This is a genomic window from Metallibacterium scheffleri (genome assembly GCF_002077135.1).
Taxonomy (GTDB): domain Bacteria; phylum Pseudomonadota; class Gammaproteobacteria; order Xanthomonadales; family Rhodanobacteraceae; genus Metallibacterium; species Metallibacterium scheffleri.
In genome coordinates this window covers 618,720-642,819 of sequence record NZ_LDOS01000002.1, presented here as the reverse complement: position 1 = coordinate 642,819, position 24,100 = coordinate 618,720, and the positions used below count along the sequence as shown (strand labels likewise).

At 66.6% G+C, this 24,100-nt stretch carries 20 protein-coding genes; 9 read left to right on the top strand and 11 right to left on the bottom strand.

Annotated features, from left to right (window positions below):
• The first annotated feature begins 81 nt into the window (after positions 1–81).
• Complete coding sequence (locus Mschef_RS08015; protein WP_136256342.1) at positions 82–2,118, top strand: M13 family metallopeptidase; 2,037 nt, start codon at positions 82–84, stop codon at positions 2,116–2,118.
• Positions 2,119–2,184: 66 nt separating this feature from the next.
• On the opposite strand, the gene Mschef_RS08010 is transcribed toward Mschef_RS08015, so the two are convergent.
• From Mschef_RS08010 to Mschef_RS07965, 10 genes are all read right to left on the bottom strand, one after another.
• Positions 2,185–5,337 carry a type I restriction endonuclease subunit R gene (locus Mschef_RS08010; protein WP_081127289.1) on the bottom strand — a complete coding sequence of 1,051 codons (3,153 nt, stop codon included), beginning with the start codon at positions 5,335–5,337 and terminating at the stop codon, positions 2,185–2,187.
• Positions 5,334–6,530: an ATP-binding protein gene (locus Mschef_RS08005; protein ID WP_136256341.1), complete on the bottom strand. Its 1,197-nt coding sequence runs from the start codon at positions 6,528–6,530 to the stop codon at positions 5,334–5,336. The genes Mschef_RS08010 and Mschef_RS08005 overlap by 4 nt, the downstream gene beginning before the upstream one ends.
• Positions 6,531–6,671: 141 nt before the next feature.
• Positions 6,672–7,643 carry a restriction endonuclease gene (locus Mschef_RS08000; protein WP_081127287.1) on the bottom strand — a complete coding sequence of 324 codons (972 nt, stop codon included), beginning with the start codon at positions 7,641–7,643 and terminating at the stop codon, positions 6,672–6,674.
• The gene (locus Mschef_RS07995) at positions 7,640–8,242 is read right to left on the bottom strand and encodes a DUF4276 family protein (RefSeq protein WP_242426495.1); all 603 of its coding nucleotides are present in this window, start codon (positions 8,240–8,242) and stop codon (positions 7,640–7,642) included. The genes Mschef_RS08000 and Mschef_RS07995 overlap by 4 nt, the downstream gene beginning before the upstream one ends.
• Before the next feature lie 11 nt (positions 8,243–8,253).
• Complete coding sequence (locus tag Mschef_RS07990) at positions 8,254–9,495, bottom strand: AAA family ATPase (RefSeq protein WP_081127285.1); 1,242 nt, start codon at positions 9,493–9,495, stop codon at positions 8,254–8,256.
• Positions 9,492–9,839 (bottom strand): hypothetical protein, encoded by a 348-nt coding sequence (locus Mschef_RS07985; RefSeq protein ID WP_136256340.1) that lies wholly within the window; start codon positions 9,837–9,839, stop codon positions 9,492–9,494. The genes Mschef_RS07990 and Mschef_RS07985 overlap by 4 nt, the downstream gene beginning before the upstream one ends.
• Complete coding sequence (locus Mschef_RS07980) at positions 9,820–10,500, bottom strand: hypothetical protein (protein WP_081127283.1); 681 nt, start codon at positions 10,498–10,500, stop codon at positions 9,820–9,822. Before Mschef_RS07980 ends, Mschef_RS07985 begins: the two co-directional genes overlap by 20 nt.
• A complete protein-coding gene (locus tag Mschef_RS07975) occupies positions 10,497–11,810 on the bottom strand; it encodes a restriction endonuclease subunit S (protein WP_081127282.1) in 1,314 nt (437 codons plus the stop codon). The genes Mschef_RS07980 and Mschef_RS07975 overlap by 4 nt, the downstream gene beginning before the upstream one ends.
• A 123-nt stretch (positions 11,811–11,933) precedes the next feature.
• Positions 11,934–13,097 carry a Fic family protein gene (locus Mschef_RS07970; protein ID WP_081127281.1) on the bottom strand — a complete coding sequence of 388 codons (1,164 nt, stop codon included), beginning with the start codon at positions 13,095–13,097 and terminating at the stop codon, positions 11,934–11,936.
• Positions 13,098–13,169: 72 nt separating this feature from the next.
• Positions 13,170–15,131, bottom strand: a complete 1,962-nt coding sequence (locus Mschef_RS07965) for a class I SAM-dependent DNA methyltransferase (protein WP_197686761.1) — start codon at positions 15,129–15,131, stop codon at positions 13,170–13,172.
• Between the two features lie 206 nt (positions 15,132–15,337).
• Here Mschef_RS07965 and Mschef_RS07960 point away from each other — a divergent pair, with 206 nt between their 5' ends.
• The 8 genes from Mschef_RS07960 to Mschef_RS07925 all read left to right on the top strand — a co-directional run bounded on the left by Mschef_RS07960 (position 15,338) and on the right by Mschef_RS07925 (position 23,461).
• A complete protein-coding gene (locus tag Mschef_RS07960) occupies positions 15,338–15,727 on the top strand; it encodes a GntR family transcriptional regulator (protein ID WP_081127280.1) in 390 nt (129 codons plus the stop codon).
• A 5-nt stretch (positions 15,728–15,732) separates the two neighbouring features.
• Positions 15,733–16,617 carry an ATP-binding cassette domain-containing protein gene (locus Mschef_RS07955; protein WP_136256354.1) on the top strand — a complete coding sequence of 295 codons (885 nt, stop codon included), beginning with the start codon at positions 15,733–15,735 and terminating at the stop codon, positions 16,615–16,617.
• A gap of 587 nt (positions 16,618–17,204) precedes the next feature.
• Positions 17,205–18,059: a hypothetical protein gene (locus Mschef_RS17225; protein ID WP_136256339.1), complete on the top strand. Its 855-nt coding sequence runs from the start codon at positions 17,205–17,207 to the stop codon at positions 18,057–18,059.
• Positions 18,060–18,327: 268 nt separating this feature from the next.
• Positions 18,328–19,041, top strand: a complete 714-nt coding sequence (locus Mschef_RS07945) for a YIP1 family protein (RefSeq protein ID WP_081127277.1) — start codon at positions 18,328–18,330, stop codon at positions 19,039–19,041.
• Between the two features lies 1 nt (position 19,042).
• Positions 19,043–20,287 carry an efflux RND transporter periplasmic adaptor subunit gene (locus Mschef_RS07940; RefSeq protein WP_081127276.1) on the top strand — a complete coding sequence of 415 codons (1,245 nt, stop codon included), beginning with the start codon at positions 19,043–19,045 and terminating at the stop codon, positions 20,285–20,287.
• Complete coding sequence (locus tag Mschef_RS07935; protein ID WP_242426494.1) at positions 20,284–21,012, top strand: ABC transporter ATP-binding protein; 729 nt, start codon at positions 20,284–20,286, stop codon at positions 21,010–21,012. The genes Mschef_RS07940 and Mschef_RS07935 overlap by 4 nt, the downstream gene beginning before the upstream one ends.
• Positions 21,012–22,238, top strand: a complete 1,227-nt coding sequence (locus tag Mschef_RS07930; RefSeq protein WP_081127275.1) for an ABC transporter permease — start codon at positions 21,012–21,014, stop codon at positions 22,236–22,238. The genes Mschef_RS07935 and Mschef_RS07930 overlap by 1 nt, the downstream gene beginning before the upstream one ends.
• 5 nt (positions 22,239–22,243) lie before the next feature.
• On the top strand, positions 22,244–23,461 hold the full coding sequence (locus tag Mschef_RS07925) for an ABC transporter permease (protein ID WP_081127274.1): 1,218 nt from the start codon (positions 22,244–22,246) through the stop codon (positions 23,459–23,461).
• Here the strand turns inward: Mschef_RS07925 and Mschef_RS07920 are convergent.
• Positions 23,452–24,057, bottom strand: coding sequence for a CcdC protein domain-containing protein (locus Mschef_RS07920; RefSeq protein ID WP_081127273.1), 606 nt, complete (start codon positions 24,055–24,057; stop codon positions 23,452–23,454). The two genes, Mschef_RS07925 and Mschef_RS07920, sit on opposite strands and share 10 nt — an antisense overlap.
• Positions 24,058–24,100 lie beyond the last annotated feature (43 nt).

The window sequence follows — 24,100 nt, the reverse complement described above, 5'->3', positions numbered from 1 at the left end:
CCCGGCACCCGCTCCGCGAGCATCGCCCGCCACGCCGCAATCCGCCGCGGCGCCCCGTCCGTCACACGGAGTTTCCATCCCATGCAGCTTTCACCGATCAAGCCCGTCGTCCTCGCCATCGGCCTGGCGCTGTCCTGCGTTGCCGCCGCCGCTGACAACAGCGTGTTCAACGTCAACGAGCTGGACACCCAGGTCAGCGCCTGCAGCAACCTCAACACTTTCGTCAACGCCAAGTGGGTCGCCGCGCATCCCATCCCGGCCGACAAGACGCGCTGGGGCGCCTTCGACGAACTGGCGGAGAAATCGCTCGATATCCAGCACGCAATCGTGCAGCAGGCCGCCAGGAATGCAGCCACGGCCAAACCCGGCTCGATCGAGCAGAAGATCGGCTATTTCTTCGCCAGCGGCATGAACGAAGCCGCGGTCAATGCCGCCGGCATCCAGCCGTTGCAGCCGACGCTGCACGCCATCAGCCAGATCATGACCCAGCCGCAACTGGTGGATTATCTCGACACCAGTTTCGCCAAAGGCCAGGGCGGGCTGTTCGCGTTCGGCTCGGGCGCCGACTTCAAGAACGCCAAGATGCAGATCGGCTACGCCTATCAGGGCGGCCTGGGCCTACCGACCCCGGATTACTACACCCAGCCCGAACACGCCGCGATCCGCGCGCAGTACGTGGCCTATATCCAGAAGATGCTCGAACTGGGCGGCGCGCCGGCCGCCAATGCCGCACGCGACGCCAAGGCCGTCATGGCCTTCGAGACGCGCCTCGCCAAGGCTTCGCTGAAGCCAGTCGAGCTGCGCATGCCGGAAAACCAATATCACTTCGTCAGCGTGGCCGAAGCCGACAGGATCACACCCAACTTCCCCTGGCAGAAGTTCTTTGCCGCGCAGGGCGTGAAGGTCGGCCGGGGTTTCTCGCTGTCGCAACCCAAGTTTTTCGCCGAGGTCAGCACGATGATCGGCGCCGAACCCATCGCCACGTGGCGCGCGTATCTGCGCTTTCACGAAATCTCCGGCGCGGCGCCGTACCTGTCGACACCGTTCGTCGACGCGCGTTTCGATTTCTACAACAAAACCCTGGGCGGACAGCCGCAGATCGAGCCACGCTGGAAACGCGTGCTGGGCGCGGTCAATCATGAAATGGGCATGGCGCTGGGCGAGCTGTACGTGGCGAAGACCTTCACGCCCGAGGCCAAGGCGCGCGCACTGGCCATGGTCAACAACCTCCACGTGGCGCTGAAGCAGCACATCGAGGCGGTGAGCTGGATGAGCCCGGCCACCAAGGCCAAGGCAATGGAAAAGTGGCAGACGCTGCTGCCCAAGATCGGCTACCCGGACACGTGGCGCAGCTGGAACGGCCTGAGCGTCACGCCCGACAACTACTTCGCCAACATCGAGCGCGCCAGCGCGTTCAACTACCGCTACGACCTGGCCAAGATCGGCAAGCCCACCGACCGCCAGGACTGGGGCATGACGCCACAGACCGTCAACGCCTACTACGACCCCACCAACAACACCATCAACTTTCCCGCCGCGATCCTGCAGCCGCCGTTCTTCTACGCGAACGGCGACGATGGCATCAACTACGGCGGCATCGGCGCGGTGATCGGCCACGAGATGACCCACGGCTACGATGACGAAGGCAGCCAGTTCGACGCCTACGGCAACAACGTCAACTGGTGGAGCAAGGCCGACCGCGCCGCGTTCGAGGCACGCACCGCCAAGCTGGTGCATCAGTTCGACGGCTACGCGCCCCTGCCCGGCCTGCACGTCAACGGCAAGCTGACCCTGGGCGAGAACATCGCCGATCTGGGCGGTCTCAACATCGCCTACACCGCGCTGCAGAACGCCATGAAAGCGGACCCGAAGCTGGCCAGCGAGAAGATCGACGGCTACACCGAGGACCAGCGCTACTTCATGAGCTGGGCGCGGGTGTGGCGTGGCTCGGTACGCGACGCGCGCCAGAAGGTGCTGCTGAATGTCGATCCGCATTCACCGGCGCAGTTCCGCGCGATTGGCGCGCCATCGAACATGGCGGCGTTCTGGCAGGCATTCCACTGCAAGCCCGGCCAGCCCATGGTGCGCGCCGGCGCCAGGCAGGTGGTCATCTGGTAAGCGCGGCCGATCGCACGACACCCGAGGGGCGCTGCGGCGCCCTTTTTTGCTGCGGCGGCAGCGCGCTCATCCGGCTGCGCCGGCCCACAGCCCGGTCAGTTGCTCGGCCTGTTCCAGCACCGTCTGCGTCGCTTTCTCCTGCTTGTCGGGCGGATAGCCGTACTGGCGCAGGATGCGCTTGACCAGCACGCGCAGGTTGGCGCGCACGGTTTCGCGCCGGGTCCAGTCGATGGTGACGTTGGCGCGCAGGGTCTTCACCAGTTCGCGCGCGATCAGGCGCAAGTTGTCGTCGCCCAGCACCTTGACCGCGCTGTCGTTGGTCTCCAGCGCGTCGTAGAAGGCGACCTCGTCCTCGGTCAGGCCCAGTTGCTCGCCGCGCTGGCCGGCGGCGCGAACATCCTTGGCGATCGCGATCAGCTCCTCGATCACCTTGGCGGTCTCGATCGCGCGGTTGTGGTAGCGGCGCAGGGTCTGCTCCAGCATCTCGGTGAACGAGCGTCCCTGCACCACGTTGCGTTTCGCGCGCTGGCGGATCTCGCCCTTGAGCAGCTTCTGCAGCAGTTCGACGGCGAGGTTGCGCTGCGGCATGTCGCGCACTTCGGCGAGAAAGTCGTCGGAGAGAATCGAGAGATCGGGCTTCTTCAGCCCCGCCGCGGCAAAGATGTCGACGATCTGATCCGTGGCCACGGCCTGGGAGACGATCTGGCGAATGGCATGATCGAGATCGGCCTCGCTGCGGCGGCCCGCGTCGGGCTCGCGATTGGCCAGCGCCGTGCGCACGGCCTGGAAAAACCCCACCTCGTCGCGCAGCGCCAGGACATCTGGATGCGGCACCGCCAGCGCGAAGGCCCGGGTCAGATCCGCCACCGCACGCAGCAGGCGCGGCTTGCCCTCCGCGAGCGCGAGAATGTGCTCCAGCGCGAACGGCAGCAGCGCCAGGCGCTCGTGCCCGCTGGCATCAGCATCGAGCCAGCGCCGGTAGTCGAAGCCGTGGAACAGCCCGCGGCAGACCTCGACCTTCTCGCGCACCAGCGCGACGGCCTCGCTCTGGTCGATCGCGGTGCGGCCGCTGCCGCCGGCTTCGGTGTAGGTCGCCAGCGCCTGCTTGAGCTCGTCGGCCAGGCCGAGGTAATCGACTACCAGGCCGCCAGGCTTGTCCTTGAACACGCGGTTGACACGGGCGATGGCCTGCATCAGCCCGTGGCCGCGCATCGGCTTGTCGATGTACAGCGTGGTCAGGCTGGGGCAGTCGAAGCCGGTCAGCCACATGTCGCGCACGATCACCAGCTTGAACGGGTCCGCGGGATCGCGGAAGCGCGTGGCCAGATCCTCGCGGCGCGGCTTGTTGCGGATGTGCGGCTGCCAGTCCAGCGGATCCGACGCGGAGCCGGTCATCACCACCTTGACCGCGCCCTGCGCGTCATCGGCGCTGGCCCAGCCGGGGCGCAGCGCGATGATCGCCTGATACATCTCTACCGCGATACGCCGGCTCATGCACACCAGCATCGCCTTGCCCTCGGGAAAGATGTCTCGGCGCTGCTCGAAGTGGGTGACGAGATCGCGGGCGATCAACTGCACGCGGCTCTCGGCGCCGACCACGGCCTCGAGCTGCGCCCAGCGCGAGCGCAGTTGTTCCTTGCGTTCCGCCTCCTCGCCCTCGGTGACTTCCTCGAAACCGGCGTCGATGCGCGGACGCTCGCTGTCCTTGAGCGCCAGCCGGGCCAGGCGGCTCTCGTAATAGATCGGCACCGTCGCGCCGTCGGTCACCGCGCGCTCGATGTCGTAGACGCTGATGGTGTCGCCGAACACCGCGCGCGTGCTGGCGTCGGCGCGCTCGATCGGCGTGCCGGTGAAGCCGATGAAGGAAGCGTTCGGCAGCGCATCGCGCAGGTGTCTGGCAAAGCCGTCGATGAAGTCGTACTGGCTGCGGTGCGCCTCGTCGGCGATCACCACGATGTTGCGGCGCTCGCTCAGCACCGGGTGCGCCTCGCCCCGGGTGTCGGGCAGGAACTTCTGCAAGGTGGTGAACACCACCCCGCCGGCCTGCACATCCAGCAGCTCGCGCAACCGGGCGCGGCTTTCGGCCTGCACCGGCGGCTGGCGCAGCAGATCCCGGCAGCGGGCGAAGGTATCGAACAGTTGCTGGTCGAGATCGTTGCGGTCGGTGAGCAGCACCACGGTCGGGTTCTGCAGCGCCGGATGCAGGATCACGCGGCCGGCATAGAACGCCATGGTCAGGCTCTTGCCCGAACCCTGCGTGTGCCAGACCACGCCGATGCGGCGGTCGCCGGGATCGCCGCCGGGTTGCGCGCCGGCGCTGTAGCGGCCGCGTGCGTCGGCGACCTGCAGGCGCGCGGCGCGCAGGGTTTCCGACAGCGCCACGTTGACGGCGTGGAACTGGTGATAGCCCGCGAGCTTCTTGACCGGCAGGCCGTCGCCGCTCTCGAAGACGATGAAGTGGCGCAGCAGCGGCAGCAGGCGCTGCGGCGCGCAGACCCCGGCCAGCAGCACCTCGAGTTCGGTCTGCGTCGCCGGCGCATCCGCCTCGCCGCTGATCGTGCGCCAGGGCTTGAACCACTCGCGCCCGGCGCCCAGCGCGCCGAGTCGCGCCTCCAGCCCGGTGGCGATCACCAGCGCGGCGTTGGCGGTGAACAACGCGGGGATCTGCTGCTGGTAGGTCTGCAACTGGCGGAAGGCGTGATCCAGCGTGGCCTGCGCATCGGTGGGATTCTTCAGCTCGATCACCACCAGCGGCAGGCCGTTGACGAACAGCACCACGTCGGCGCGACGCTCGATGCGCTGCTCGACCACGGTGAACTGGTTGACCGCGAGGAAGTCGTTGTTCGCGGCGTCGTCGAAGTCGATCACCCGCGCCTGCGCGCCGCGGATGCCACCGTCCGCGCCGCGGTACTCGACAGTGACGCCGTCCACCAGCAGCCGGTGCATGGCGTGGTTGCGCTCGATCAGCGACGGCGCCTCGAGGCGCAGCAGCTTGCGCTGCGCGTCCGCCAGCGCCTCGGCTGGCAGCTCGGGATTGAGCCGCGCCAGCGCGTCGCGCAGGCGCCCTTCCAGGATCACGTCGCGGTAGCCGGGATCGCCGCGCTCCGCCTGTGGCATGCCGCAGGCGAGATCGGGACCGTACATCACCTGCCAGCCGAGACCGCGCAGCCAGTGCAGCGCGGTGTTCTCGACGTCGGCTTCGCTGAGGCCGCGGGTCATGGTGCGGTCCAGTGACTGACGGGCCGGGCGAGGAAGTCCTCGAGCGCGATGCCGTCGCCGCCCACCAGCAGGCTGCGCCGCGGCTTGAATGCCGCCGCAAAGGCGGCGCTGCCGACATGTCGGGTCGGCGCGCGCCCGCTCTTGACCTCGATCGCGATCAGTCGGCGCCCCGAGGTCAGCACGAAATCCACCTCCTGGTTGCGCTCGCGCCAGTAGTAAAGGGCGATCTCGCCGCCCGCGGCGGCATTGGCCAGGTGCGCGCCCACCGCCGATTCCACCAGCCGCCCCCAGAACTCGGGATCGGCGCGCGCCTCGGCCAAGGATAGTCCCGAAGTCGCGCTCAGCAGCGCCGTGTTGAACACCTGCAGCTTGGGGCTGGAGCCGCGCTGGCGCGCCGCATCGCCGGCGTATTTCTGCAAGCCGCAGACCATGCCCGCGCCCGCCAGCAGATCGAGGTAATGCGCCAGCGTGGTGGCGTTGCCGGCGTCCTGCAGCTGCCCCAGCATCTTGGTGTACGACAGGATCTGCCCGGAGTAGCGGCAGGCCAGCTCGAACAGGCGCCGCAGCAGCGCCGGCTTGTCCACGCGGCTGAGCAGCAGCACGTCGCGCGCGATCGAGGTTTCGATCAGCGCATCCACGACGTAGCGCGTCCAGCGCCGCGGCTGACGGATCAGCGGCGCCGCGCCTGGATAGCCACCGTAAAACAGATACTGATCCAGCGACCAGCCGAACGCCGCGCGCATCTCGGCATACGACCAGTGCGGCAGGTGCAGCAGCTCGAAGCGTCCGGCCAGACTCTCGGTCAGGCCCTGCGCGATCAGCAGCGGCGCCGAACCCAGCAGCACCACGCGCAGCGGGCGCCGCTTGCGCGTGTCCTCGTCCCACAGGCGCTTGACCGTCTCCGACCAGCCGGGGATCTTCTGGATCTCGTCCAGCACCAGCACCGCACCGGGCTTGCCGGCCTCGGCGGCGAGCAGTCGCGTCGCGTCCCACTGCTGGGTGATCCACGCCGGACCGCGCAGCGTCGGCTCGTCGGCGCTGGCAAAGCGATGCGCCATGCCCGCGCTCTCGACCACCGCCTGCACCAGCGTGGTCTTGCCGACCTGGCGCGGTCCCGCCACCACCTGCACGAAGCGGCGCGGCTCCGCGAGGCGTTCGGCGAGCGTGGCGGCTTGCGGGCGTTGATAGGCCATCGACGAATTACTCAATGTGTTGAGTAATTTTACTCACGATATTGAGCAATGCAACGCGGCTGATTGCAAGCTTGGGGTACGGCTGATTGCAAGGCGAGCGCGACCGATTGGATTCGCTGAGGCCGCGGGTCATGGCATGCCTCAGACCCTGACCAGTCCAGGTTTGAGCCCCAGGCGCTCCCGGAACTCCGGTGGAATGTCACCCCAATGTTCGATCAAGAGGTCCACGAGCTGCCGACCGTTGATCAGGCCGATGCGTGGAAATCCCGGCTCGAGCGCGACGTCGCTCGCCGCGACCTGGTAGTCCGCGGTCGTGATGAAGGCTCCCTGCCCTCCGAAAGGAATCGCCTGCCGAAGCTGCTTGACCACATTGGCGTTGATCTTCGAGCCGAGCTTGTAGCGCTTGGCTTGGACGAAGACCTTCACCTTGGCGAGGCCAGCGACATTGAGCTCGCCAGTAGCATCCACACCACCATCGCCGGTCTTGCCGACGACCTCAGAGCCTTCGAATCCCAGCGCGGTGAGCAGATGTCCCACGAGGATTTCAAACTCCTTGGGGTCGAGCTCCAGAACCTGCTCCAACACGACACGATAGGGGTCGTAGGAAGTTTCTCGCGGGGCCGGCGCGAGATCCGCGCGACCAACCGCAGCCAGGAATTCGTCCCGTTGGGCCACTGCGAACACGGTCAACGATGATCGGATCGTGTTCTGAAACGGTACCGAGAAGTGGCCCCTCTTGAGCCGCTCCTTGGCCCACACCACACGTCGTCGATGCCGGTACGGGCAGCCGTCATCTCCCGCCGCATAGACATACGATGGATCGGCGTCAATCACGCCATAGTGCAGCCACTCGGTATCGGCTGCGGGGGTGATCACGTAGTCGCCTGCGTGGATCTCAAGCAGGAATCGGGCGATCTGACCCACCTGCTGTCCGATCACGATGTTGCTGGTGTCCTCGGGATGTTCCGCCCGGTAGATCGGTTGGAGCTGGTCTCGGGCCTTGATGCCTGACAGGTCGACCTTGGGAATCCATCCGATCGCGACATACGCGCCTTCGACGAAGTGTTTCGCATAGGTCCCGAACTCTGCGCGGACGCACCAGACGTTGGTCATGCGATGGCCTCGAGAATGGCCTCATGGAACCGCATGAAGCTCCGCGACCGATTCCGTTGCGGATCGATCCGCGCGCCCAAGGCTCTCGCCGCCTCTACTTTGCGCAGTCCTGTCTGGAAGTAGCCGTGTTGCTTCAGGATGCGCTCGAAGGCCTGCCACGTGCCGCCAGCCACGGCATCAGGATCGCGAAATCCCTGCTTGCCGGATACGTTCGGCGACACGCGCGGATAAGCGTTGCGCACGGCCTCCCAGTCGCCGAAATACCAGGCTTCGAGCTCTTCGACCGCGATGCGATTGACGATTTGCCAGCGATGGCTTCGCGCTTGCGAGCGGCTCTTCAGCCCTGCGGTCACCGCCATGGCCTCCATGCGCCGCTTCAGCTTCCTGCAATCGTCTCCATCGCGATCAACAACGACGATCAGGCGCCAATCCTCGGGCAACCAGTGGGCATACCCTCGAAGCCGCGACTCGAGCTTGCCGAGCAGGTCGGGCTTGCCCTGGAACGCGTGGATATCGAAGGTGCGGCCCGCTGGTATGATCCGCGGCAGCAGCTCACGCAGAAACGCCTCCATCGACGGCTCCTCCACCAACAGCTCCATATGCTGCGCCGTCATCGGCCCCGCCCCCGCAATACGCGCGCCGGCGCCCCCTGGTTGACCAGCGGATCGCCGACGCCGAGCTGGCCCTCCATCCACAGTTGTCCCAGCTGGGCGCCGTGTTCGACAAACTCGGGCACGCCCTGCAAATCCGCAGCACGCTGCGTCTGGGTATAGCCATGCTCGTCGCGCCAGAGCACGCGCACTTCCTCCGCTCGCAGGGCATTGAGAAAAAACGGCGAATGGGTCGTGACCAGCAACTGCGTGCGCTCGCTGGCGGCACGGCACTCTTCGGCGAGTTCCGGCAGCAGGCGCGGATGCAGGAAATTTTCCGGCTCCTCGATACCGATGAAAGGCGGCGGGGTCGGGTCGTAGAGCAGCACGAGATAGGCCAGCATCTTCAGCGTGCCGTCGGAGGCGAACTTGGCCAGCACGGGATGGCTGAAGGGCGCATCCTTGATCTGCAACAGCAGGCGACCGTCGGGCATGGTTTCGGCCAGCACACGCTCGATGCGCGGCACGCGCTGCCGCAACACGGCGAAAATCTCATCCAGCCGTGCGGGGTAGCGCTCAGCGAGGTACTGGATGACATTGGCGATGTTGTCCCCGGTTTTGGTCAATCGTTCCTGCGGTCCGGCTTCGGGTTGGCCGCGCGCGCTCTCCGCCGAGAGGTAGGACACATGCCAGCCGGTGATGAACTCGCGCAGCGCGGCCACACGCGGATGCTCGGCAAACTGGCCGAGCGCGTTGACCGCGAGCAGGTCGGCGGATTTGAGCGGAACCTCGACACGGCGATCCTGCTCGTCCGGCAGATCACCGCTGACGGCTCGGCCATGGCCCTCGTGGTAATCGAGAAAACGGAAGGGTTGCCCGTGACTGCCGCGTTTCCAGCGCAGCCACTCCTCAACCACTACTGGGGCGCCGTTGCGCTCATCGACGGCAAGGTGATAGGTAATCAGCGGATAGCTGGGCTCACGGTACTTGATCTCAATGGATACTGGCCCGTCGCATCCACGTGTCCTGAGCTCCTTGGCGCGCCCGCGTTTGTCCCAGGCGCGACGCAGGCCCATCTCGAAGCATTCGGCCAGAAACGCGAACACGTCGAACACCGTGGACTTGCCGCTGCCGTTGGGCCCCAGCAGCACGGTGAGCGGCGTGAGGTCCTTGAACTCCACCTCGCGCAACGCGCGGAAGTTCTGCACCTTGAGATATTCGATGCGCGCCGGCGCATGGCGCCGTGCCTGCGGGCTGGTCATGGCGATTCCTCAATCGGATCTTCGGAGTGTTCTACCCGGAACGCGCCGGAGGCGAGCTTGCGCAACAGGGCGTCGCGGAAAGCGGCGCGAGTACGGAACTGCATGCCCGGTCGCCCGATGTTGTCAATCATAGGGGCAATGACGACATCCACCGCATGCGCCCATGCCGTCGGCGGAACGGCAAGCTCCGCGCCGAACAGATGCTGTCGCTGGCTATCGTGCGTCATCACCGAGTCGATGCGACTATCGGCATGATGTCGTGCTGCTTGATCACGCGCGCGCCCAGGATCACGCTCCGAAACCTGTTCGGCTCCTTCGCGCACCTCATGGATAACCAGTGTCATCGCGATGATCGCTGAGGCCTGCGCTTGTAGCGCGCAACCTCTCATTGGCCACAGCAGGATCGACTCCAAGCGGTGCCGGTCCCTTGCCGCACACCGTCCACGGCTGCAACGGGATTTTGCTGTGGATCGTATGAAAGCGGTTGCCGAACACGTCCTCGTACTCAAGCAGTAGCTCCCACGGATCACCCGTGGAAAGCTGCACGTCCACGTCATTGAAACCGTCGTGCGGTTTAAATGTCACCCGAATGCTGCCGTCTGATTCGCCCCTGCTTCCCAACAAACCGGCGGAAACCGGGGTGAGCTCGCGGCTGATGCCGTACCCGTCGATTCCCCTCATGCGAAGCAGCAAGTGCACGTTCAGCGCTGGACCAACGCCGATGTTGGTGAGCAAACAGGCGATGATGTACGTGCGCTCGGTTGCACCCGAATTGGTCGGAACAAGCTTCAGAAGCTTGGATCGATCCAATGGAATAGCATCGTCTGAAGGCGCGAGCACGAGCACGGGCCGAAAGCCATCCTGATGATGTTGTTCGCTCTGTTGCAGCGCCCTGCGCTGTTGCCTCTGACTCGCCACAACTGACCAACCTGTGAACCCTGCCATCACCGCGGTAAAGACCGCGGCGGCGCCAGTCCAAAAAGTGGTGCTCACGTACCAGCTCATTGCGTACCCTCCACCAATCCTTCGGCATCAGGCACACGCAGCTCGCCGGAGATCAGTTTGGGCAGCAGGGTGTCGCGCAGGGTGGCGAGGGTGCGGGACTGCACGCTCAACCGCCAGATGTCGTCGATCATTGGGGCCATCACGAGATCCGCGGCGCGCAGCAATGCCATCGGTGGAACCGCGAGTTTCGCATCGGTCAGATGATGCCGCTGGATGTGACCCATCGTTGTCGCCTTGCCTGCGGCAATCTGGCGGAAGTCGTCGAGATGCAGGTGGATGCCGAGGTAACAGAACCACTTCGGAAAGGTGTCCGATGTGACCTTGAAGAGATGCTGATTCAACGCTCCCGGACCGCCAGCCCACAGCACGCATTCCAGCGAGCCGGACCACGAAAACAGGATGTCACCATCTTGGACGATGTAGTCGCGTTCAAGATTTGAACTGGCCCTATCGGCGCCGATCGTGTTACCTGCACGCAGTTGCGCGATCTTGATGACAGGTAGCGAGTGCTCACCGCTCGGCGGAAACTTCTGCAGCGCGAGCCCGTTGAGGAAGCGTGCAATCTGGTCAAGACTGCGCACCTCCCACCCCTGCGGAATCGCGCCGAGTTCGGAGTCGACGAGGTGGTCGGGGAAGAGGTCGAGGATGTGTTGCGGCCAGGCCGAACCCTCACCCCCGTCCCCTCCCTTGGGGACTTCCGTTGGTCGCCCCTTGGGGACTTCCGTTGGTCGTCTCCCGGGGGGAGAGGGGAGATGGGCCTTGGCGCGCACGGGCTCGAAGTCCACGAACCACGCCTTGAACAGCGCGCGCGCCATGGCTTCGAGCGTCTCGCTCATGCGCCGGTTGAGTTCGATCTTGTCGTCCAGCGTGCCGAGGATGTGGGCGATGGCGCGCTGTTCGTCGAGTGGTGGTATGAGCAACGGAATCCGGTTCAAGTTGCCCTGAGTCAACTTCGGCATCGTCGAGCCGGTCAGGTATCCAGCGATGTCCGCTGTCGACAACGCATACATCAGGAAGCGCGTATCGGCTTCGCAGTTGCCACGCACTATGTGGGCGTGGTTGTTCACCCAAAACTTGCCGCGGGCGACGAATGCGACCGGTGTATTTCTCGTTCGCAGGTTCTCCCCATCCTCGGCGATGAGCAGGTACTCGCCGTCGAATAAATAGTCGTCGACGTGGTCCACGACCCCAGAAGCGCCGTAGTACGGATAGAGACCAGCGCGTCGGTCCGCTTCTTTCACGGGCACACGGACGCCGTCGAAGTTGTCAGTCAGCTCACCCAGTGGACGTTCGCGCCACTCACCCGCCATACCCAATCTCCCCCTGTTTCGCAGCGACCCGCCATGCGCCATGCGCCTGCTGCTCATGGCGGGCGGCAGCAACCGCTGCACTGCGCGCGCGACGCTCGCTACCACGGGCCGGCAGCATGGCGCTCACAGCGGCTCCGCGCCTTCGTTGAGCACGGCCAGATAGCGGTCGTAGGCGAACACGCGGTCGCGCTTGCGGCCGGTGAGCTCGCGCACGATACCCAGCGCGGCCAGTGCCTCGATGGCGCGGGCCACGGTGGGATAGCTCACCGCGGTGCGGCGGCTGAGGTCGTTGATGGAGGCGATGGGCCGCGCGCGCAGCGCGTCGAACACGCGCAAGGTGTTGGCGGCGGCGCGGCCGAGGTCGCGCGCTTTCGCGGCATCGTCGGCAAACAGGGCCAGCAGCCGGTGCGCGGTGTCCACGGCGCCGGCGGCGGTTTGCCCCACGCCTTCGAGGAAAAAATCCACCCAGGCTTCCCAGTCGCCGTCGCGGCGCACGGCATCGAGCTGGCGGTAGTACTCGGCGCGGTGCTGCTTGAAGTACAGGCTCAGGTACAGCAGCGGCTGCGCGAGCACGCCGGCATCGGCCAGCATCAGCGCGATCAGCAGGCGCCCGACGCGCCCGTTGCCGTCGAGAAAGGGATGGATGGTTTCAAATTGCACGTGCGCCAGCGCGGCCTTGACGAGGATGGGCAGGCCATCGGCCTCGGCGTGGATGAAGCGCTCCAGCGCCGCCATGCAGTTGGCGATGTCCTGCGCGGGTGGCGGCACGTGGCGGGCATTGCCGGGACGCGTGCCGCCGATCCAGTTTTGCGAGCGGCGGAATTCGCCCGGCAGCTTGTCGGCGCCGCGCCCGCGCGCGAGCAGCTTGCCGTGCACTTCGCGCAGCAGGCGGTTGGACAGCGGGAAGCCCTCGCGCAGGCGCGCCAGACCGTGCTCCAGCGCGGCGACGTAGTTGGACACCTCCACCACGTCATCGAAGGGCACCCCCGGCGCCTCGTCGAGCTCGAACAGCAGCAGATCGGACAGCGACGATTGCGTGCCCTCGATCTGCGAGGACAGCACGGCTTCGCGGCGCACGTAGGCGTACAAGAACAGATCGGGCTCGGGCAGCAGCGCGGTGACGGCATCGAGGCGCCCGCAGGCCAGCAGGGCCTGTTCCAGTCGCCGCTGGCGCGCGCCGGCCAGGTCCAGCGGCGGCACCGGCGGCAGCGGCGCGGGCACGAACGCGCGCACGGTCTCGCCGGCCGTGGTGGTGACTTCGTAGCGTCCGGTCGGTCCTCGCTGCATCGCGTCGCCTGTTCGCGCAGCCGTCAATAACGCCGCGCACTGTTAAAACGAATGCCAGTCTACGTTAACAAGCTAGTCCGCGGTGTAGCCCAGCGCGGCCAGATTGGCGGCGATGGCAGCATCGAGCTTTGTCGCCTCGGCCTGCTGCTCGCGCAGTTGCGCGGCGAGGCGCTGCATCTTGTCGGCGAAGGGCTCGCCATCGACTTCCTGCGCCTCGGCGCCGACGTAGCGGCCGGGGGTGAGCACGTGGCCGTGTTTACGGATGTCCTCCAGCGCGGCGGATTTGCAGTAGCCGGGGATGTCCGCGTACGACACGGGATTCCCGCCTGCGCGGGAATGACGACTTTCAAGTGGCTCACCGCGCCAGGCGTGGTAGGTGCCGGCGATGCGGGCGATGTCGGCGTCGGTCAGTTCGCGGTGGGTGCGATCGACCATGCGGCCGAGCTTGCGCGCGTCGATGAACAGCACCTGCCCGCGACGGTCGGGGGTCTGCGCTGGATTCCCGCCTTCGCGGGAATGACGGCCCGAGCGATCGCGGCGCAGAAACCACAGGCAGGCCGGGATCTGCGTCGAGTAGAACAGTTGCCCCGGCAGGGCGATCATGCAGTCGACCAAGTCGGCCTCGACCAGGGCCTTGCGGATCTCGCCTTCGCCGGACTGGTTGCTGCTCATGCTGCCGTTGGCCAGCACGAAACCCGCCACGCCCGCGGGCGCCAGGTGGTGGACCATGTGCTGCACCCAGCCGAAGTTGGCGTTGCCGGGAGGCGGCGTGCCGTAGCGCCAGCGCGGATCGTCGCGCAGGCGCTCGCCGCCCCAGTCGGAGATGTTGAACGGCGGATTGGCGAGGATGAAGTCGGCCTTCAGATCGGGAAAGCGATCGCTGTGGAAGGTGTCGCCCTGCGCGATCTGGCCGTCGATGCCGCGGATGGCGAGGTTCATCTGCGCCAGCCGCCAGGTGGTGTAGTTGCTCTCCTGACCGTAGATGCTGATGTCGGCTTTGGCCTTGCCGCCATTGCCGTTGCCGTTGGCGTGCGCGCGGATGAATTCCACCGACTGCACGAACATGCCGGACGATCCGCAGCAGGGGTCATAAACGCGGCCGTGCCAGGGCTCGATCATCTCGACCAGCAGCTTGACCACGCAGCGCGGGGTGTAGAACTCGCCGCCCTTCTTGCCCTCGGCGCCGGCGAACTGCGACAGGAAATACTCGTACACGCGGCCCAGCACATCCTTGGCGCGGCTGGCCTCATCGCCGACCTTGATGTTGCTGATCAGATCGATCAACTGGCCGAGGCGCGCCTTGTCCAGCGCGGGCCGCGCGTAGTCCTTGGGCAGCACGCCCTTGAGCGCGGGGTTGTCGCGCTCGATGCCGGCCATGGCGTCGTCCACGAGCTGGCCGATGCCGGGCTGCCGGGCCTGCGCCTTGAGGTGTGGCCAGCGCGCTTCCGGCGGCACCCAGAAAATGGCGTCGCGGCGGTACTCGTCGGGATCCTCGGGATCGGCGCCCTGCGCGCGCTCGGCCTCGAGCTGGGCGTGGCGTTCCGCGAAGGCGTCGGAGATGTACTTGAGGAAGATCAGGCCGAGGACGACGTGCTTGTACTCGGCGGCGTCCATGTTGTTGCGCAGCGCGTCGGCGGCGGCCCAGAGCTGCGCCTCGAAGCCGACGGTGGCGCCGTCGTCGGCGTTGCGCGCGGCACGGCCGCGACGTGGGGCGGCGCCGGCATCGCGCGCGGCAACGGCCGGTGCCAGGGTGCCAGACGCATCACCGCGGTACACGGCCGGGGAATCGGCGACGCGTTGCAGATCGGCGCGCGTGGCCGCGGCGAGGCGCAGCGAGCCACCGCGGCCGCGACCCTTCTCCACCACGCCGGCGGCGACCAGTGCATCGCGCGCGGCCGCGTACGCCGGATCATCGACTTCGTGGCCGAGCCTCTCGGACAGGCGCCGGCGCAAGGTCTCGTTGCCCAGGCTGCCGCCATCGCCAGGCAGCAACTGCAGCAGTGTCGTGACGAGGGGGTCGTTGGCAGCGGCCATGCGCGGGAATCGTCTGAAGGGATGCGCGCAAGGATAGTCACTCGCATCGCACGGCGTGCGACGCCGTGCCGGGCGGGCGCGTCAGGCGCACCCGCGCAACCGCAAAAGGCCATGCGCAAGCTGCGCGCGCGCCGCGGACCGGCCCGGCAATCCGTTGCCGCGTGGGCACTTGACAAGCGCCCATGTGTATTGTTGTATTGATACACATGGATGCCTCATTGCTGACCATCGCCCCCGGCGCGCCCGAACCGATCTACCGCCAGATCGTCGAGCAGGTGCGCCGCATGATCGCCGGCGGACAACTGCCGCCGGGCGAGCTGCTGCCCTCGGTGCGCGAGGTGGCCGGCTTCCACGCCATCAACCCGATGACCGTGTCGCGCGCCTACAGCCTGCTCGAAGGCGAAGGCCTGCTCGAGCGCCTGCGCGGCACCGGCATGGCGGTCGCCAAAAGCGCGCGCCGCGCGCGCCCCGAGGCCGCGCGCATGAGTCTGCTGGAACCACGTTTGCAAGACCTCGCGCGCGCCGCGCGCGAGCTGGAACTGCCGGCCAGCCGCGTGCTGCGCCGGCTGGATCAACTTCTGGAGGATGCAACGTGAATGCCATGGTCAACACCGCCGCCCACGCCGCTTCGCCGCTGTCCGCCAGCGGCCTGCGCAAGTGCTACGGCAGCACGCAAGTGCTGCGCGATGTCGATTTCGACCTGCCCGAAGGCGCGGTGCTGGGCCTGATCGGCCGCAACGGCGCGGGCAAGTCCACGCTGATCCGCGCGCTGATGGGCCTGATCGAGCTCGATGCCGGCAGCGCCACGGTGCTGGGCGACCCGGCGCTGGCCATAAGCGACCGCGCCAAGGAACAACTGGGCTACGTACCGCAGCAACCCGACGCGCTGGGCTGGCTGCGCATCGACGAGATGTTCGCCCTGCTGCGCGGCTACTACCCGAACTGGGACCAGGACTTCGTCGAGGCGCAGCTCGAGCGCACGCGCCTGCCGCGCGACCGCGCGCTGGCCAAGCTGTCGCCCGGCGAGCGCCAGCAGGCCGCGCTGATCCGCGCGCTGGCGGTGCGCCCGCGCCTGCTGGTGCTGGACGAACCCGCCGCCGCGCTGGACCCGGTCGCGCGCCGCGAACTGCTGCGCGAGATCGCGCTGCGCGCCGGCGAATCCGGCACCTCGGTGCTGTTCTCCACGCACATCGTCAGCGACCTCGAACGCGTGGCCTCGCACGTGGCCTTTCTGCACAACGGCCGCCTGCTGCTGCAGGCGCCGATGGACGACTTGAAGGAACGCTATGCGCGCCTGTGGATCCCCGGCAGCGCATCGCCGCCGCACATCGCCGGCGAGATCGCGCGCCGCCCGCAGAACGCCTTCGGCGGCTGGTCGCTGGTGCTGGAAAGCGCCGACGGCCGCTGGCCCGAAGCGGTCAAGACCCCGGGCGCCCGCCGGGAAACCCTGGGCCTCGAAGACCTGTTCGTGGAGATCGCCGAATGAACGCGCAGGTACTGAGGCAGTCCTGGCAGCTAGTGATTCACAACAAACCCTGGCTGTTGTGGACTTGCCTGCTGCTAACGCTGCTGGTTGTGCTCGTCACTGTGCTGATGCCGACTTCGGACAGCCCGCAGCAGACGCGTACAGCCGCCTATGTGATCGGCATCGCGGCATCGTTCGCCTGGGCGTTGGTGGTGCCACGTTTGCTGCTGTGGCACCGCGCATTGCGGCACATGCGCGTGCCGCGGGCCAAGGCCGTGCTGGCGGGGTCGCTCACGCTTTGCGTTGCACTGCTGCCTGGCTTGCCTCTGTTGGCCTTGATGTTGGCGGCGAAGCCCGATGCGCTGGCGCTGGCGATGGTCTGCTTCGCCTGTTTGGCGGCTCTGCACTGGGCGACTGGTCCAGTGTGGCTCGCCATCGGGATGCCGGCCGCCCAATTCGGCGGTATGCAGTTTCTGATCGCTGGCAGCAATCCCACCGTCGTTCCGCTGTTGTGGACACTCGATGCGTTGCTGGTCGTCTATGCCGTTCTGCGCTGGCGCGAACTGCTGGTGCTTGACATCAGCACCCTGCCATGCAGGAAGTTGCCCGTGATCATGCGCATCGCCGATGGCAGCTTGCTGGCACCGCAGTCGATCGTGCGCACTCTCGAAGCCAGACAAATACGCGCGCCTATGCGCCATCGCTTCGTGCCTGTGGATGCATCGCGCAATCCCGCGCAAACCCTGCGCGCGTGGTTGGGGCAGCCCTTCGCTTCCCTGACAGCCAAAGGCGAACTCCTCGGCTACGGTTCGTATTGGCTGATGGCCGGCGCCACCTTCATGATCGCCGCGTGGTTGCACTGGGCATCCTGGGCCGTCTGGATTGGCGTATGGCTGGTCATACCAGCTTTCATGATCATGTCGTTCCAGGGGCAGTCGCGGCTGTATGTCCTATTCACTCTCAAACGCGGCGGAGAAATCGCCGAATTGTCCATGCTGCCCGGCCTCGGAACCTCCGATGCTGTAAGGCGAAACTTGCTGCTGGCCTCATTCGGCCCAGTCGTGACCTTCATCGGCCTGTTCACTGCAAGCCTGATGCTGCCTGCCCTTTTGTTGGCTGCGCCGCTGAAGGTCACGCTGGGCATACTGGTGCTTGGCATTGCCAGCATCGGCTGGTTCGGGTGCAGCGCACTGCACATCCTGGCTCAGCGTGCGGACGATAGGCTCGATTTGCGACGCATCGCACTGAGGCTGGCCCTAAAGATCCCGCTCGTATTGCTGGTCGTGCTGACCCTGATGGAGGGCTCAGGCATCACAGCAGGGATGTTCGGTGAGGCGCAGGCCATCTGGATCACGCGCGCGCTGATGCTGGCGTGGGCTTTGCTGAGCGCCTTCATGATATTGCGAGCTTCACGCGACTGGCGCGCCTTCCAGCGTCGCCCGCATCCGTTCCTCCAGCGCTGAAGGACTACCGCATGACGTCTGTCACTTCCCCCGCGCGGCCTTTGCAAGGGAATCTTTGCCGCCGGGCGCGGTCTGTCGGTGCAGTGGGCGTTGGTGCGCGCGGCATGCGCGCGCTCGCCGCCAGGGTGAAGGCACAGGGAGAAAGCGCCATCCGCACCGCTTGTCTGCATCGTCGCAGCGCGCTCCGGCGTGGCCGGATGCATCCGTGCTGGATGCCGTGCGCGGTGTCTGCACCGTTTCGTCGCCACCATCACAAGGAGTCGTCATCATGAGCAGCAGCAACGCATCGCCATTCGCCACGCTGGGCAACATCTTCGTCGATCCAGGCAAGGCCTACGACGACATCAGAGGCCACAATCGCTGGCTGTGGTGGCCGTTGATCCTGATGGTCGTGGCATCGATCGCGATGAGCGTGATCTTCTTCAGCCATGCCGATGCCAAGGCCATGTTCGCGCAGCAGATGGCGGCACAACACCAGCAACTGACGCCCGCGCAGATGCAGGCCACGGCCAAGTTCCAGAGCCCGATGTTCCTGATGGCCACCGGCGTGTTCGGCAGCCTCATCGGCATACCGGTCGTCTATCTGATCTTCGCGCTGTACTTCTTCCTGATCGGCAAACTGGCGGGCTGGAACGAGCAAGGCTTCGGCAGCTGGTTCAGCTTCGCGGTGTGGAGCGGCTTTCCCGGCATCCTGGCGCCGATCATCTCGACCGTGGTGTTCCTGCTGCGCGGCCATGCCGCGACCAGCTTCCAGGACGTGGACGTGCTCAGCTTCAATGCGCTGCTGTTCCATCTGCCGGCCACTGACAAATGGGCCTCGATGGTGTCCGGCTTCTCGCCGATCTCGATCTGGGTGATCGCGCTGTCGATCTTCGGCCTGGCGCGCTGGACCAAGCGCGGCGCCGGCCACGCCGCGCTGGTGGTGATCGCGCCACTGGTGATTTTTTACGGCCTGATGGCCGCCTTCAAGGTGTTCTTCTGACATGACCGGCAAACGCAAGGGACTGATCGCGGCGGGCATCCTCGCCGCCGGCGTGATCCTGGTGCTGATCGGCGTCGCCGGACATCGCGACGCCGGCACCAAGGTCGAGGTGAGCAAGGTCGAGCCGCGCCTGGTGCGCAGCTCGATCCTCGCCGGCGGGGTGATGAATTACCTCGATCCGGTGGAGCTGAAGCCGCAGGTGATCGGGCGCATCATCGCGATCCCGGTCAAGGAGGGCCAGCGCGTGACCGCGGGCGAAGTGGTGCTGCGCCTCGATCCGCGCGTGTACGAGGCCGCCGTGCAGCAGGCGCAGGCCAGCGTGCAGCAGGCGCAGACGGCGATCGAAAGCCAACGCCTGACCATGGTCAACCTCGAGCAGCAGGTGGCGCGGCAGCGCGCGCTGTTCAAGCGTGGCCTGGTGGATGCCAACAGTTTCGATAACCTGCAGAACACGCTGGCCATCGCGCGCGTGCAACTGCAATCGCAGCGCGAGTCACTGAGCATCGCGCAGGCACAGCTCAGTCAGGCGCAGGAGACGCTGGCCAAGACGGTGATCCGCACGCCGATCGACGGCGTGGTCACGCGCCTGCCGGTGAAGGTGGGCGAGACCGTGATCGCCGGCACCAACATCCCCGGCTCGACGCTGATGAGCATTGCCAATCCCGCCGAGATCATCGCCGACGTGCAGGTGGACGAGGCCGACATCGCGCACGTCAAGCCGGGCACCGAGGCCGACCTGCACGCGGTATCGTTTCCGCACGCCAAGCTCAAGGGCAAGGTCATCTTCATCGCCTCCTCGGTGACGCAAAACCTGACCACGGCCACGGCGGGGCGCAACTTCGAGGTCAAGATCGCGCTGCAGGGCAAAGACCTGCCGCACATTTTGCCGGGCATGAGCTGCCGCGCCGAGATCTTCACGCGCAGCGCGCCCAACGCGCTGGCGGTGCCGGTGCAGGCGGTGCTGTACGACAACACACCCGGCACCAAGAGTCTTGATGCCGACAGTGGCGCCTACGTGTTCGTGGTGAAAAACGGCAAGGTGCAGAAGGCGCCGGTGACCACGGGCTTGTCCAGCGACACTTGGCAGGCGATCAGCAAGGGTTTGCAAGCGGGCGAGCAAGTCGTCAGCGGCCCCTACCAGACCCTGCATGCACTCACTGCGGGCGAAGCGGTGCAGATCGAGAAGCCCAAGCCCGCGGCGGCCGCGCCGAAGGACTCCGGCAGTATCACCGTCCGCGCGTCATGAGCGCCCTGCCCGCCATGGACACGGCGCTGCTGCTGGAGTTGCGCGGCATCAGCAAGCGCTACCGCATGGGCGACACCGACGTGCACGCGCTGCAGGACGTGGACCTGGGCATCGTGCGCAATGAATACGTGGCCTTTATCGGGCCATCGGGCTCGGGCAAGACCACGCTGATGAACATCGTCGGCTGCCTGGACCGTCCCAGCGCCGGCACCTACTTTCTCAACGGCAGGAACGTCGAGGAGCTCGATGACTCGCAACTGGCGCGCATCCGCAACCGCGAGATCGGCTTCGTGTTCCAGAACTTCAACCTGCTCGGCCGCGCCGATGCCCTGCACAACGTGATGCAGCCGTTGGTGTACCGCGGCGTGTCCTACCGCGAACGCCGCCGTCTGGCCACCGAGGCATTGCAGCGCGTGGGCCTGGGCCAGCGCCTCGACCACCTGCCCAACCAGCTCTCCGGCGGCCAACGTCAGCGCGTGGCGATCGCGCGCGCGCTGGTCGGCACGCCCTCGATCCTGCTCGCCGATGAGCCCACCGGCAATCTCGATTCCAGCACCGCGCGCGAGATCATGGCGATGTTCGCGGCGCTGCACGAGGCCGGCAACACCATCGTGCTGGTGACGCACGATGCCGAGGTGGCCGCGCACGCGCACCGTACCGTCACGCTGCGCGACGGCCGCGTGCTCAGCGATACGCAGCGCAGCTCCGCGCCGAGCAGCGGCTGATGCGCCTGCTGGAAGCCCTGCGCGCGGCCTGGGGCGCGATCCGTGCGCACCTGCTGCGCGCCGCGCTGACGGTGCTGGGCATGGTCATCGGCGTGGCCGCGGTGATCGTGGTGGTGGCGGTGCTGCAGGGTTTCGCCCAAACCATCACCGCGCAGTTCAAGAGCCTGGGCAGCAACGGCCTGATCATCGTGCCCTATGAGACACGGCGCGCCGCGCTGGCCGGGCGCCAGGCGCGCTTGACGCCGGACGACCTGGTCGCCATCCGCCAGCAGGTGCGCGGCATCCATGACGTGGTGCCGGTGCTGTCGATGGCGCTGTTCAGCGGCGCGGTGCGCTACGGCAATCGCAGCACCGCGAGCAGCATCACCGCCACCACGCCCGCCTTCGCGCGTGGCGGCGTGCAGTACCCGGCGCAGGGGCGCTTCATCGTGCCGGGCGACGACACCTCGCGTCGGCCGGTGGCGGTGATCGGCGAGGAGGTGATCAAGAATCTGGGGCTGCCCGCGCATCCCGAGGGCCACTACATCCAGATGTTCGGCGGCTGGTTCAAGGTGGTCGGCGTGCTCAACAAGCTTGGCACGCTGCTCGGCGTGTTCAATCAGGACAACCAGATCTATATCCCGTTCAATACCGGCGTGAGCCTGAGCGGACGCAGTACACCGCCGGACATCAGCATCCGGCTGCAGCTCGCGCGGGCGCAGGACCTGCAGCAAGTCGAGGCGCAGATCACGCGCGTGTTGCGCCGTCAGCACCATCTGCAGCCGGGACAGGACGACGACTTCAAGATCCAGTCTTCGGGCGAGCTGATCAAGGCGCTGACCAAGGTATTCGACATGATCACCCTGGTGGTGGCCGGCATCGTCGGCATCGCCCTGCTGGTCGGCGGCGTCGGCATCATGAACGTGCTGCTGGTGTCGGTGACCGAGCGTACGCGTGAGATCGGCATCCAGAAATCGCTCGGCGCCACGCGCGGCGACATCCTGCTGCAGTTCATCCTCGAGGCGCTGCTGCTGTCGCTGCTGGGCGGTCTGATCGGGCTGGTGCTGGGTTTGGGTCTGGCCGTGCTGGTCGCGCACCTGGTGCCTGCGCTGTCCGGCGCGATCGTGCCGGGGTGGATCATCGCCCTGGCGCTGGGCTTCACCGCGACGGTGGGCCTGGTGTTCGGCATCGCGCCGGCCGCCAAGGCCGCCGCGCTCGATCCCATCGACGCGCTGCGCTACGAGTGACTGCCATGTATCTGCTCAGCGAAAGCCTGCGCTCGGCCCTCACCGCGATCCGCGCCAACACGCTGCGCAGCGTGCTGACCACGCTGGGTATCGTCATCGGCGTGGCCGCGGTGGTGGCGGTGATCGCGCTGCTGCAAGGCTTGACCCAGGCGATCAACAACCAGTTCGCCGGGCTGGGCAGCGACACGCTGATCGTGCAGTCCTACCTGCCGCTGCAGGAGCTGATGGAAGGCAAGGTGGCCAAGGTCACGCCGGGCGATATGCGCGCGATCGCCGCGCAGGTGCCGCATATCGCCAGCATTTCGCCGATCCTGCCGCTGAACCTGACGGCGACGCGCCACGGCCAGAGCACCGGCACCTCGGTGATCGCGGGCACGGCCGCGCTGGCCGAGTCGTTCGGTTACTGGCCCAGCCGCGGGCGCTTCATCACCCGCGAGGACAACCTGCGTCACCGCCACGTGGCCGTGATCGGGCGCACCGTGCTGCAGCACCTGCACATGCATGGCGATCCGGTCGGCCAGTTCATCCAGATCGACGGCAACTGGTTCCGCATCGTCGGCGAGCAGCACAAGCTCGGCTCGATGTTCGGGCAGGACCGCGACAATCAGATCATCATCCCCTACGGCACCGGCCTGGCGCTGCTGGGCAATACCGCCGTGCCCAATATCGCCATCGAGATCAAGCTGGCCAGGGGCGCCGATCTCGATGCCGTCAAGGGCCGCATCGAAACCCTGTTGCGCCGGCTGCACCACCTCAAGCCTGGCGCAGCCGACAACTTCAAGGTGGGCACCGCGGCGCAACTGATGGCCAGCTTCAACGCCATCCTCACCAACATCACCCTGATCGCCAGCGCCATCGTCGGCATCTCGCTGCTGGTCGGCGGCATCGGCATCATGAACATCATGCTGGTGTCGGTGACCGAGCGCACGCGCGAGATCGGCATCCTCAAAAGTCTCGGCGCCACGCGCAGCGACATCCTGCTGCAGTTCCTCATCGAGGCGGCGACGTTGTCGCTGCTGGGCGGGCTGATCGGGCTGATCCTGGGCTATGGCGTCGGCCTGTTGGTACTGCACTTCGTACCGGCCTTCGGCGGCGCCAGCGTGCCACTGTGGGCGGCGCTGCTGGCCATCGGCTTCTCCACCGCGGTGGGACTGGTCTTCGGCATCGCACCCGCCGCGCGCGCGGCGCAGCTCGATCCGATCGTGGCGCTCAACTACGGCTGAGCGGCCGCCGCCAGCGGTGCCGCAGATTGCATCGCGCGCGCGCGGCGCATCAGCAGCGGGTAGTAGGTGAAGTAGTAGGCAAACACCAGTCCGCGCAGCAACGAGCTGACCGGATTGAGCACGTACTCGGCCATCTCGCGCTGCATGACCATGGCATGCGCAGGATCGTAGGCCGCCGCGTTCATCAGGCCCAGGTGCCGCATCAGCCAGAAGCGATAGATCAGGCGCAGCACGTACAGGGCCAGAATCGCCGGGCCGATATACACGTGCCCGCGCAGCTTCAGCGCGCCGTCGTGCCAGCGCAGGTGCGTCAGGCGCACGGCCCAAATGCCCAACACCGCGCCGCCGGCGATGCCGACCACCAGGTACGCCGCCGCCAGCAACAGTGCGGACCCCGCATGCGCCAGCGCGGCGTGCGCAAGATTCCAGTCGTCGAACAGCAGCAAAACCAGCACCACGGCCAGCACCACCAGTCGGCGGCGCATGGTTTTCTCTGCATAGGCCTGCTCGCCGATCAGCTTGCGCCCGCGTCGATACAGGCGAAACAGCACCAGCGCCGCGAACGCCGCGATGATGAGATACGTGCTGACATGCATGACCGACCCCGCTCCGTGGCATCACACGGGCATCATCATGCGG